This window comes from Bacillus sp. YP1 (genome assembly GCF_000877815.1).
In the GTDB taxonomy this organism is placed as follows: domain Bacteria; phylum Bacillota; class Bacilli; order Bacillales; family Bacillaceae; genus Bacillus; species Bacillus subtilis.
The window spans coordinates 2357165-2368981 of sequence record NZ_CP010014.1; the positions used below are offsets into that span (position 1 = coordinate 2357165).

Below are 11817 nucleotides of genomic sequence, written 5' to 3' on the forward strand. Positions count from 1 at the left end.
GTGCTGAAAATGCTGGCTAAACATCGACAAAAATGCTGCCGCTTAAAAAAGAACCCTAAACAATAGAGTAACTGGAAAGACAACTGGCTTGATCAGCTTGGGACCCCTTTCAGCTGTATTTAAATCAATCAAACTAATGATTCATTGGCAGTCTAAATATTATTATTGTTTCTTTACAAAATAGTAATAGCCCCTGTAATGATTGCTAACAACGTAATAACTAATGATGTAATTACAGCCCACTTAACGGCAAACCTTTGAAATGACCCCAAGTCCATTTTAAGCATGCTTACTAGCAATACTGTTGACGCAACCAATGGACTCATCAGATGAACCGGCTGCCCCATTATAGAAGCCCTTGCAATTTCTACTGGTTCTATACCATATGCTGAGGCAGCTTCTGCAAAGATAGGTACCATACCAAAGTAATATGCATCATTTGATAAAACAAAAGTAAACGGAATACTAGTGAGTGCTACAATAACGGGGAAAAACCCTCCCATTGATGAGGGGATGATGGATATTAATGATCCTGCTATGGCATCCACCATCTTTGTCCCGGATAATATACCAGCAAATACTCCTGCTGAAAATACCAATAATACCACGGTTATGGCATTACCAGAATGCTCGGCGATTCGCTCCTTCTGCATTTTTACATTCGGATAATTTATAGTAAGGGCAAGAACAAAACCAATTAAAAATAAAACTGACGGATGCTTAGTTCCAAGCACAATAAACACCATGATACTTATAACGAGGAATAAATTAAGATATATTAAGCGTGGCCTTTTCAATTGTTCGCTCTCCAAAGTAGCAGCCATATAAGATTGAGAGCTGTCCTTTGTTATATGTCTAGGCTCTAATTGAACGATGCCTATTCGATTCCTCTCTTTCCTTCCCATTAGAAAAGCCAGAAATATCACACAAGCAATACCTCCAAGCATGGTCGGAAGTAATGGCACAAAGAAATCTGAAGGATCCAAACCCAGCACTGAAATCGCTCTTGTAGCTGGTCCGCCCCATGGAGTCATTCCGCTAACGATACTCAACGACAGCATTGCTAATGTCGCCATAACCATGGGATTCATACCAATTCTTTTATACAAAGGTAACATTGCTGAGACTGTTATCATATAGGTTGTTGTACCGTCCCCATCTAAAGCGATAAGCATTGCCAAGACGGCAGACCCTATCGCTATTTTCACAGGGTCTCCCTTTACTATAGATAAAATTTTTTCTATTAGCGGATCAAATAAACCTGCATCAATTAAAATTCCGAAAAAAAGAATAGCAAACAATAGCAATGCCGCTGAACTTGCAACTGTTTGAATTCCTTCTAAAATCATGTCGCCAATACCCTTACCAAAACCTCCAATAAGAGCAAAAACAATGGGAGTGATGGTCAAGGCAACAATAGGCGAGACTTTCTTTGTCATTATTAATATTGTAAAAACAGTTACCATCGAAAAACCTAAAATAGTAAGCATATTACACCTCCAAGAATGCGCTTTCAAATGACTTTTGATTAACATATCTTATACGGTGTAATAAGTTAAATAAATATTTTTTTACTGTGTTTCAAAAAAAATTCTATCATAACTTTAAATGGTTACCATTTGTTCACCCTTTAAAAAATCAATGAATGCTTTAACGAGTTTGATTCCTAATGATTTTTGATCGTACATTAGCCAAGTATCTCTCATTAGAGGCTTACCCTTAGCATTATACAGTTCCATTGTGTACAAATGATCAGATTCCTGCAGGCAAATTTCTGGTGCTATGGAGTAACCAAGACCATGCTTTACCATCTCTTTGCAAGTCTCTTGTCGATCCACTTCCATTGCAATAATGGGGGCTTGTTTTAGATTCGTATGCATCCAATCTTCTATAATCGTTTTTAAAGAAGCATCCGTTTTATATTTGATAAAAGGTAAAAAAGGAAGTTGCTCTATCGTTATTGGTTTTTTTGAGATGATATGTAATTTTTCCCGTGTCAGCCGTTCCTCCACCCCTTTCCAGCGATGGCTTCCTCTCAGTATACCGACTTGTACAATACCAGCATCTAATAATTTCATGACATCTGTGCTCCAGCCTGTTTGTACACTATATTGGACATTAGGATACATAGTGGAAAATTCCCTTAATAACTTAGGGAGCTTATATTGAGCGAAATTGCTTGATACCCCCAGCCTTAGATGTCCTTGCACCTCTTTGCTTAGATTAGAGATATGATCTTTGGTATCTTGAAGTTCCTGTAGCATTCTTCTTGCATAAGCAACCAAGTGTTCTCCTTCCGCAGTAAAGGTAATTCCTTTATGCCTTTTGGTGAATAATTCAATTCCGAAAATCTCCTCAATCTTTTTCAACCGATAAGTGATGGAAGGCTGTGATGTAAATAATCGTTCTGCTGTTTTTGTTACACTTTGTTCTTCGTGAAGAATTTTCAATAAAATCCAATCTTTCTCATCCATTTTCATCTTCCTTTCTAGTCCTTCTTTCACAATTATAAAAGTTTTTTTATCGAATATTAAGAAAACTTATATTTTATTTTTATTTTTTTACCTTCTACACTAAAAAACATAAAAAATACTACCTTTAAGATGAGGATGATGACGATGGTCAAGACGAATGTAACAATCATGAGAGGCGGAACAAGCAAAGGCGTTTTTTTCCACGAATCAGCCATGCCTAACAATAAAAACGAATGGGAGCCCTTTTTGCTTGATGTCATGGGAAGTCCTGATAAAAGACAAATAGATGGTTTGGGTGGCGGTAATTCCCTTACTAGTAAAGTGGCAATAATAAAGAAAGCATATACTTCGGATATTGATGTTCACTATACTTTCGGTCAAGTCAGCATTTCGGAAGAAAAGGTGGACTTTAAGGGGAACTGCGGAAATATCTCCGCTGCTGTTGGTCCATTTGCTATTGAAGAAGGACTTGTAAAAGCGAAAGAACCAATGACTGCGGTAAGGATCCTGAATACCAATACGAATAAAATGATCATTGCGGAAGTAGAAGTGGAAGACGGTCAGGTCAAATATGACGGAGATGTTACGATATCTGGAGTACCTGGATCTGGATCTCCAATCTATTTAAACTTTCATGATGCCGCTGGTTCAGTTACCGGTCATTTATTGCCTACTGGAAATAGTTCGGAGTTTTTAGATACAAGTCAAGGCCAAATAGAGGTGTCTATTATCGACTATGCAAATCCATTAGTTTTTGTGGAAGCGAGCAGTATCGGCCTGGATGGAACGGAACTTGCAGAAGAATTTACTGATCTACAGTTGGCTCAATTTGAAGAATTAAGATCCATTGCGGCAGAGAAATGCGGCTTTGCCAGTCGATTTTCAGCTACAAAGTTATCGCCGGCTGTCCCCAAACTGGCTATAGTAGCAAAACCAGAGAAATATAAAGATAGTACAGGTGCTTGGCATTCAAGCGTTGAGATGGACTTACACATCAGGATGATGTCCATGCAAAAGCCACATCAAGCACTGGCTGTCACTGGAGCGATATGTACAACAAGAGCCCTTTCAGTGGAAGGTGCAATCCCTGCAAGAATAGCAAAAAACCACTCTACAAAGGTTCGGCTAGCTCATTCTTCTGGTATTATTGAAACAATGGTGGAGCCCACTGGTATAAAGATCGTCCGTACCGCACGACGTATTATGGACGGAACAGTTTATACGCATGGAGACTATCAAATGATGTAGATGGACTGTGCAAAAAGCCTCCCCCCTTTCCATCGTTAATAGATGGATTGAATGCGCCTTCTTGCACAGATCCATTGTAATCTTGCATGGCTTTAAAAAAGCCTCTATATTGTTTTTTATGAAATCGCCAAGGTCCTTTCATGTATCTGCCTCAAGCATGACATAATCATTATAGAGAAAATTGAATACTTTTTACTGCAAATAAAAAGATACCAACATCATTGGTATCTTTTAGATTGAGTTCATCTGCAGCGGTTTCTTTTCCTCACTGCTTATTTGATTACAAAATTACCGTACTCGTTTGAACGAACATGAATCGGTCCGTTTAGATTATAGTTGTTCTCCTTGGCGATAGAGCGAAGCACGTCCACACGGGCAACTGATTCTCTCCATTCGTCACGGGTGTCATGATTGGCCGGATTCATCAGATCGTCATAGCGTACGTCCAAGAATTTATTCAACCACTTCTTCTCGTCTATTCCGTCTTTAGGTGATCCGCCCGCTTTTTTGTTCGTACGTTTAATCAAGGCATAAAAAGAGTCAGGGTCATCACCATCGCCATGCTGAATAACCGTATCGTACATCACAGCTCTTGCCAATGCTGTTTTTAGTCCGGCATTATCCGATCGTTTCATGGCAGGCTGATAATACAAATGGTCATTTACTTTGTCTTGAGCGGCGCGAAATTCCTTATCATTTGCAAGCGACTTCCAGGCAGAAGCGAATCCCTTGAGATTGCTTGTATCATCGCTTTCTTCCTTGGCCAGACGGCGCAATTCAGGCAGATACTTTTTCAGTTTGTTATTCGGAACTGCCTTTGTGTATACTTCCACTACTTCCAATGCATCCCCGGTAGCCGTTGTAAAGCCTGCCCGTCCGCATGTATAGCCTCGCCCGTCATCCAATCGCTCTACATATCCATATTGGATCTCCGTTGTGCCGTTTTCAAAGATACTTGTCAGCTGTTCCGCCCGGCGCTTTTGATCTTTATTCAGTCCCGCCGCAAAAACCGTTTCGCTCATCATCAGGGTAAAAAACATGGTGAAAACAAGTAATGAGATCGCTGCTTTTTTCCAAAAATCTGCTTTTTGCATACTGATTTTCATTTCACTTCCCCTTTCTAAATATTGTAAATACAGACTCAGTATACATGAAGAAACTGCCCTATTGTTGAAAATACATCAATTTGTCAATATTTTGAATCTAAAGTAATATAGCTTGAATCTTACTCTATTCATTGCCAATCAGCCTTAGCCCCTCTCACTGGGAAGGTCCCTTGATTTTCATACTGCTTCAACTTTCATTAACAAGATGCCATAAGGCTTTACTCTATTTTATAATGGAAGTGATCATCGAAAATCGTTAGGGAGGTGATGTAATGGCAAGCAAGATGAGAATGCCAGATTCCGCAACGTCCCATGCAAAGCCTACTATTGGGAAGGCGATACTTTGCATGGGGTAGACTTTCTAAAAGATCGCCCAAGTAAGCTTTTCTGATATAGTGGCTTTGCACCTTATTTGACATAAAAAAATAAGGAGCTGGCAGAAATGGCATATGTAAAAGCAACCGCTATTTTACCTGAAAAGCTGATATCGGAAATTCAAAAGTATGTTCAAGGAAAAACAATATATATCCCTAAACCTGAATCCTCTCATCAAAAATGGGGTGCGTGTTCAGGAACAAGAAAGCTGATCGATGACAGAAACGCTTCTATTAAAAAAGCATTTAAAAACGGCAAAACCATTCATCAATTATCTGATGAATATCACCTCTCTATTGAAACAATAAAAAAAATTGTCTACTCTAAATAAACAAAACGGAAGCACTGATAAAAAATAATCAGTGCTTTTTATATGGCGAGTTTGTTTCTTAGTTATTTCCTGCATATGATACCATTGGCCAATTGTGTAAAGTTAAGGGAGATGAGAAGAAAGGAAGGTCCTACAAATGACGATAAACAATGGAACGTTGCAAGTACCCGGCGCGAACATCCACTATCAGGTGCGTGGCTCTGGTCCAATCATTCTTTTGGTCCACGGAGGAGGCGGTGATGCCGACAAGTTCCATCATGTTGCCAATCATCTGGCTAACTGGTACACGGTTGTTACTTATGATCGCCGCGGCCATTCCCGCAGCAATCTCGCCAATCAGATTGAGGGTTACCGTGTGGAAACACACAGTGACGATGCTCACCGTCTTCTAGCCAAAATCACCAATAAGCCGGCCTATGTATTTGGAAGCAGCTCCGGGGCTGTTATCGGGCTTGATCTGTGCATACGCCATCCCGAACAAGTACATGTCATGATCCCACACGAACCAATCTTATTGCAGCTTCTGCATGGAAATGAGCTGAAACAAGCCGAGCAATTCATGGAAGACCTTAAGAAAAATCATCGAAGTGAAGTCATTAAATTAATGTCAAGATTAGAGACAGACGAACAATCAAAGGCTGTCCTGACAAAGCGGCTTCTCGGCAATTCAACGTATTTCACTGAGTATGAAATTCAAGGAATTCTCAGCTATACATTAGATTTCGAAGCATTAAAAACTGTGTTTACATCTTCACCGATGAAGATACTCCCAGCTGGCGGAAGTGCTTCTCGGGAGCTTTTTCCTTATCGTTGCGCGAACGCCCTAGCGGAACAATTGGAAACAGAATGGGTTGAATTCCCCGGAAATCATACGGGGTACACAATGTACCATAAAGAATTTTCTGAGAGGTTACACGACATGTTAGAAAAAGAAAAGAAACATACGTGTTAAGGATTGATTAAAATTTTCAAAATAGGACAGGTGAAACTAACTATGGAATTGGAGAAGATTTCACGAAGCGTAAAAAGAACTTTTCACTAACGAGAACGCAATGTGAGATGTTTAACCAAAGTGATATTAGGGATTTCATCGAAAAATAGGTTTGTACATTACGTTCTCCTATTGATTATTTCCTATCTTAATTCCGTATTTTATACCATTAGATACAACTCTAAAGCGGCTCGTTATTTTGTCCTCAACAACAACCAGTGTCTAACATCATGAATCTCTTTTGAAAATCACCACAAATGCAGGTATGGAAGACTTCATCGCAGCAAAAACCATACCAACTATTGTTGTTGGTATGGTTCGTCCTAGATAGGCCCTTAAGAAGAGATTCTATTGTACGGAGTATTTAGCTAATTGCATTTGTAACCGACAGGGCCGTCTGAACCTGTGTACACATATGTGTCAGACACATATCCAATATTCACGACACCCCGGGAATCTTTCCACTGGATTTGGTCCCAGATATTACTCGTTCCATACTTCCCTGTAACAGTCGTTCCATAAGCGTAACAATAATAAGGAACACGGGAGCCACTCGGAATGGAAAGCATAATAGGATAATTTGTACCAGGACCGCTGCGCATATTGACAGGCGCACCGCTGCTTGTTGAGACAGTAAAGTACTGAACGGCAAGTGCCTGACTGGAAAAAATGAATAATGATGAAATCATAACGGTTAACATACTCAGCATTTTCAGTTTAGTCAATGTCATCCCTCTTTCTTCAATTCCTTCATTTTAAGAAACGATAGAACATAGGCTACCAGCTGCATTTAGGAACAACCGGACCGTCTGAGCCTGTATACATATATGTATCAGAGACAAATCCAGGAACGATCTCCCCGCTGGCAAGCGTCCGCTCTGTGTAATTCCAAATATTACTCGTTCCATACTTTCCAGTTACAGTTGTACCGGTTTTGTAGCAATAGATCGGGATGCGGGTTCCGCTCGGAATGGTCGTTACAATTCCCCAACTTGTACCTGGGCCGCTGCGCATGTTGACAGGAGCACCGCTGCTTGTTGAAACCGTATAATACTGAGCCGCAAGTGCATGGCTAGAAAAAATGAACACAGATGCAATCATCACCGTTAGCATACTTAGCCTCTTTAACTTATTCACCTTATACCCTCCCCTTATAAATGCCGTACGTTTGACTTTCTTACATCCAGTTAAGGATTTACTTTCAGATACCATGCCCCCTCCCCTCCCATATATTTATCAATGTACCATAAACTAGATCTTTCAAAAGTGGAATTATTCCTATGTTTTCGACAATTAAGGATACAAAATAAATGGTAGTCAGGCTTGATATTGATGGTGTGTTACATTTGGCTCTTAATCATTTGTCCAGTCGGTAATCACGAGTGACAATCAGGAAAAAGGACATGGATCAAGCGGCTTCGTTTCCACCAATTAACTCAATCAGTGTACTGCTTCCTTGTATCCACGCTTCTTCTCGATTCATAGATACTCCACCTTTTTCACCAATCAAAAACGGACACCATACAAATCAGCGTAAATGCTGCAAGTTCAGTGTCCGCAACCTATTATGACTTTGCTTTCTTTTACCAGAGCGTATAAAAATGATTAGGTACGTTATCAAACGTTATTCTATGATTTTGCGAGTCGAAAAATCATAACATTTTATATATTTCAATCAGATTATGATCTGGATCTCTGAAGTGAGCAACTCGGGCACTCCATTCCTTGCGATCATGCGGTTTATTCTCACATTTAACTCCTTTTTCGTGTAAATCGTCATACGTTTTATCAACATCTTCTACCTTAAACTGAAGCAAAAATTTTGATTGAGCTTCTCCTTCCAAGGACTTTTTTTCCTCTCCAACGATTTCAGCCATCGTTTCTCGAGATAAAAGCTCTATTTTCGTTTCCCCATTATCAAAGAGTGCATATTCCATTTCATTCTCTAACCAACTTATTGGAAGTCCTAATGAATCTTTATAAAACTCGACGCTTTTCTTAAAATCATTCACCAACAGTCTAATTTGTAACAGCTTCATATCGAGTGCCTCCTATAAAACCATACTTTTACTGGTCATCCAATTTAATGATACCAAAGAAACCTGACAGCACTATGTCAAGTTTCCATACTTCACCCTTATTTCAGATTTAAGTGCAGTTTAGTCCATGTCATAAGAACGAGCAAAAACAGCGATTCTTAAAACAAAAAATGATACCGAGTGTATTTTCTGTATGCTTCAACTTCATTTCGGGAAATGTAACGTTGATAAAAGGAGGTTACATCAATATGGATCATCAAACATTGGCAGCTCATGAGGCTGTTGACTTACATGAAATCGTGAACTTTAAAACACTTTGTATAGCGAAATCAAAGTTAATGCAAGGGCTTGTGTTTGACCAAGAACTGAAGGACTTGATGGAAAAAGATGTACAGCAATCCATTCAAGACCTTACTGAATTACAAGCGGTTTATGAGCGTGCCTCATTTCAGGCCCCTGTCCCTCAAAGCCGCCCAACGCCAATCATCAATTGAAAGGAAGGTAAGCCTCTTTGAATAATGATCATTTAGACCCCATTAATTCGCTGAATGTGCCTGAACTAGCAGACACTACATTCGCGATGGATTTTCTTATACGAGCTAAGGAAGGCGTAAGGAATACTGCTGTAGCTTTGACAGAAACCGCTTCACCAGATGTAAGAGCACTGCTTCGGAAACAGCTGATGCAAGGAATTGCGATGCACCAAGAGATTACGGAACTGATGATCAGCAAAAAGTGGTTCCATCCATATGAGCTGAGCGAACAGTATAAGCTGGATCAGCTCTCTGCAAAAAACACGATCATGGTCGGCAATATGAACCTCTTTCCTGATGAAACAAATCGCAAAGGGATGTTTGACCGGACACCTGATGAACACTAACACTGGAGGTTTTACAGCATGAAGGCAGTAACGTATCAAGGCATTAAAAATGTTGTTGTCAAAGATGTCCCCGATCCAAAGATTGAAAAATCCGATGACATGATTATCAAAGTCACCAGTACAGCCATTTGCGGATCAGATTTACACTTAATCCATGGATTGATTCCTAATCTCCATGAAGACTATGTCATCGGCCATGAACCGATGGGAATTGTTGAAGAAGTTGGGCCAGGGGTTACAAAGGTCAAAAAAGGTGACCGCGTCATTATCCCTTTTACGATCGCCTGCGGTGAATGTTTTTTTTGTAAAAACCAACTGGAAAGCCAATGTGATCAGTCTAATGACAATGGGGAAATGGGTGCTTATTTCGGCTATTCAGGGCAAACTGGCGGTTATCCAGGCGGGCAAGCGGAATATTTAAGAGTGCCGTTTGCGAATTTTACCCATTTTAAAATCCCTGAATCTTGTGAGGAACCCGATGAGAAATTAAGCGTGATTGCCGATGCCATGACCACCGGCTTTTGGAGTGTGGATAATGCCGGCGTAAAAAAAGGCGATACAGTTATCGTTCTCGGCTGCGGACCAGTCGGCCTGTTTGCTCAAAAGTTTTGTTGGCTAAAAGGCGCAAAACGCGTCATAGCAGTTGACTATGTAAACTATCGCTTACAGCATGCGAAACGTACAAACAAAGTAGAAATCGTTAATTTTGAAGACCATGAGAATACAGGGAATTATTTAAAGGAAATCACGAAAGGCGGAGCGGATGTAGTCATTGACGCTGTTGGGATGGATGGTAAAATGAGCGATCTCGAGTTCCTTGCCAGCGGATTAAAACTTCATGGCGGAACTATGAGTGCATTGGTCATTGCCTCTCAAGCTGTACGCAAAGGAGGAACCATACAAATTACAGGTGTGTACGGAGGCAGATATAACGGTTTTCCGCTAGGAGATATCATGCAGCGAAACATCAATATACGCTCTGGACAGGCTCCTGTGATCCACTATATGCCGTACATGTTTGAACTAGTATCAACGGGCAAAATTGACCCGGGAGATGTTGTCAGCCATGTCCTGCCGCTTAGTGAAGCCAAGCATGGCTATGACATTTTTGATTCAAAAATGGATGATTGTATCAAAGTTGTGTTAAAGCCTTAAAAAACGGAGGTTACAGAAATGGAATACGCCTTACACGAAGTGCTTGAGGTTCAGGAAATGACTTCATTTAAGACACTTTGTTTGACGAAATCTAAAACAATGAAAGCACTGGTATCTGATCCGAAGCTGAAAGAAATCATGCAGCAAGATGTTGACATCACCACACGCCAGCTGCAGGAATTTGCCTCTATTTTATCTAATGCAAAGCACGAATGAGGAGATGAATAAATCATGAATCCTATCATAGAATATCTGACCGGCATGAATGTTCTAACAGACCAAATCATTGCTATGGACTTATTAATTTCAGCAAAAAACGGAGTCAGAAATTATGCGATGGCAGCCACTGAAGCCGGAACGCCTGAAGTAAAAGAAGTCCTTATCCGCCATTTGGAAGAAGCACTCGATATGCACGAACAACTCTCGAGCTATATGATGGAAAAAGGCTGGTACCATCCTTGGAACCCTGACGAACAAGTCAAGCTGAATTTAAAAAATATTGATACAGCCATTCAATTGCCAACCCTTTAATATACAATGACTGATTTGCTGAGGAACAGTATTGATTGGCCACAACTGTTCCTCAGCTTCAAAATGAGCACTGTTTGTTCAGGTCCTATGACCGTAAATAGATTAACCGCTTTTCTACATCTGATCTCCGATAATGTTTGCAAATTCTCCAATCCAAATAAGGAATCGTAACCACCTCTTTTTATGCGATCTCTTGATGGAGAAAACAGGCCAGAATCAAAATCCTTCGTTTTAACCTGCTCTCTTCAAACGCAAGGAATGCTACCTTCTTTGCTCCACTGATCCGTGAAGACTTTCCGTTTTAGGCCTGCTTTTGAGCTTTGCCTCGTTTTCGCGCAATTTCCCATCATAATCTTTAATTTTTGTGTCTAATCTTTTAATTGTTTCATCAATTTCTTTCCGCTTCTCTATCAGCCGCTGTCGTTCGTCAGCCAGGATATTTTTTCGAGCTTCTACTGTACGGTCACCTTCGGTAAATAATGTTGTATATTCAATTAGCGCTTCTATCGATAGTCCCGCATTTCGCATGCATTTAATGAATTCAATCCATTTGATATCTTCTTCATCATAGTCGCGAATGCCGCTGTCTTTTCGTTTTACAGGCGGGATTAATCCTACACGTTCGTAATATCGGAGTGTTGCGGCTGTCAGGCCAAACTGCTTTGCCACCTGAGCAATATTCATGAT

At 40.2% G+C, this 11817-nt stretch carries 16 protein-coding genes; 8 read left to right on the plus strand and 8 right to left on the minus strand.

The window, feature by feature from the left end:
* Positions 1-173 precede the first annotated feature (173 nt).
* Both QF06_RS11615 and QF06_RS11620 read right to left on the minus strand, forming a co-directional pair.
* On the minus strand, positions 174-1490 hold the full coding sequence (locus QF06_RS11615) for a CitMHS family transporter (RefSeq protein ID WP_003246029.1): 1317 nt from the start codon (positions 1488-1490) through the stop codon (positions 174-176).
* A gap of 114 nt (positions 1491-1604) precedes the next feature.
* On the minus strand, positions 1605-2474 hold the full coding sequence (locus tag QF06_RS11620) for a LysR family transcriptional regulator (protein WP_004398819.1): 870 nt from the start codon (positions 2472-2474) through the stop codon (positions 1605-1607).
* A gap of 144 nt (positions 2475-2618) precedes the next feature.
* Here QF06_RS11620 and QF06_RS11625 point away from each other — a divergent pair, with 144 nt between their 5' ends.
* The gene (locus QF06_RS11625; RefSeq protein ID WP_009967865.1) at positions 2619-3722 is read left to right on the plus strand and encodes a 2-methylaconitate cis-trans isomerase PrpF family protein; all 1104 of its coding nucleotides are present in this window, start codon (positions 2619-2621) and stop codon (positions 3720-3722) included.
* A gap of 272 nt (positions 3723-3994) precedes the next feature.
* Here QF06_RS11625 and csn read toward each other — a convergent pair whose 3' ends face one another.
* Entirely contained in the window at positions 3995-4828 is an 834-nt protein-coding gene (gene csn, locus QF06_RS11630; protein WP_003229851.1) for a chitosanase, read from the minus strand.
* Between the two features lie 442 nt (positions 4829-5270).
* Here csn and QF06_RS11635 point away from each other — a divergent pair, with 442 nt between their 5' ends.
* A complete protein-coding gene (locus QF06_RS11635) occupies positions 5271-5534 on the plus strand; it encodes a CD3324 family protein (protein ID WP_003229850.1) in 264 nt (87 codons plus the stop codon).
* 136 nt (positions 5535-5670) lie between these two features.
* Entirely contained in the window at positions 5671-6486 is an 816-nt protein-coding gene (locus QF06_RS11640) for an alpha/beta fold hydrolase (RefSeq protein ID WP_003229849.1), read from the plus strand.
* Positions 6487-6893: 407 nt separating this feature from the next.
* Here the strand turns inward: QF06_RS11640 and QF06_RS11645 are convergent, their stop codons facing one another.
* The 4 genes from QF06_RS11645 to QF06_RS11655 form a co-directional block, all read right to left on the minus strand.
* Positions 6894-7250 carry an SH3 domain-containing protein gene (locus tag QF06_RS11645; RefSeq protein WP_032726266.1) on the minus strand — a complete coding sequence of 119 codons (357 nt, stop codon included), beginning with the start codon at positions 7248-7250 and terminating at the stop codon, positions 6894-6896.
* A gap of 52 nt (positions 7251-7302) precedes the next feature.
* Positions 7303-7662, minus strand: coding sequence for an SH3 domain-containing protein (locus QF06_RS11650; RefSeq protein WP_004399021.1), 360 nt, complete (start codon positions 7660-7662; stop codon positions 7303-7305).
* 271 nt (positions 7663-7933) lie between these two features.
* Complete coding sequence (locus tag QF06_RS21855; protein WP_119123071.1) at positions 7934-8035, minus strand: hypothetical protein; 102 nt, start codon at positions 8033-8035, stop codon at positions 7934-7936.
* A 142-nt stretch (positions 8036-8177) separates the two neighbouring features.
* Complete coding sequence (locus QF06_RS11655) at positions 8178-8564, minus strand: VOC family protein (RefSeq protein WP_004398984.1); 387 nt, start codon at positions 8562-8564, stop codon at positions 8178-8180.
* Between the two features lie 248 nt (positions 8565-8812).
* Here QF06_RS11655 and QF06_RS11660 point away from each other — a divergent pair, with 248 nt between their 5' ends.
* Genes QF06_RS11660 through QF06_RS11680 form a run of 5 tightly spaced genes read left to right on the plus strand, consistent with a single transcriptional unit; the run spans position 8813 to position 11130 of the window.
* Positions 8813-9058, plus strand: a complete 246-nt coding sequence (locus tag QF06_RS11660) for a spore coat protein F-like protein YraG (RefSeq protein WP_003229845.1) — start codon at positions 8813-8815, stop codon at positions 9056-9058.
* Between the two features lie 17 nt (positions 9059-9075).
* A complete protein-coding gene (locus QF06_RS11665) occupies positions 9076-9444 on the plus strand; it encodes a spore coat protein (RefSeq protein WP_009967868.1) in 369 nt (122 codons plus the stop codon).
* An 18-nt stretch (positions 9445-9462) separates the two neighbouring features.
* Positions 9463-10599, plus strand: coding sequence for a zinc-dependent alcohol dehydrogenase (locus tag QF06_RS11670; protein ID WP_014477471.1), 1137 nt, complete (start codon positions 9463-9465; stop codon positions 10597-10599).
* A gap of 18 nt (positions 10600-10617) precedes the next feature.
* Positions 10618-10815: a hypothetical protein gene (locus QF06_RS11675; protein ID WP_021480190.1), complete on the plus strand. Its 198-nt coding sequence runs from the start codon at positions 10618-10620 to the stop codon at positions 10813-10815.
* 15 nt (positions 10816-10830) lie between these two features.
* Positions 10831-11130, plus strand: a complete 300-nt coding sequence (locus QF06_RS11680) for a spore coat protein (RefSeq protein ID WP_003246006.1) — start codon at positions 10831-10833, stop codon at positions 11128-11130.
* Positions 11131-11391: 261 nt separating this feature from the next.
* Here QF06_RS11680 and adhR read toward each other — a convergent pair whose 3' ends face one another.
* Positions 11392-11814 carry an aldehyde stress transcriptional regulator AdhR gene (gene adhR / locus QF06_RS11685; protein WP_004398725.1) on the minus strand — a complete coding sequence of 141 codons (423 nt, stop codon included), beginning with the start codon at positions 11812-11814 and terminating at the stop codon, positions 11392-11394.
* Positions 11815-11817: the final 3 nt, after the last annotated feature.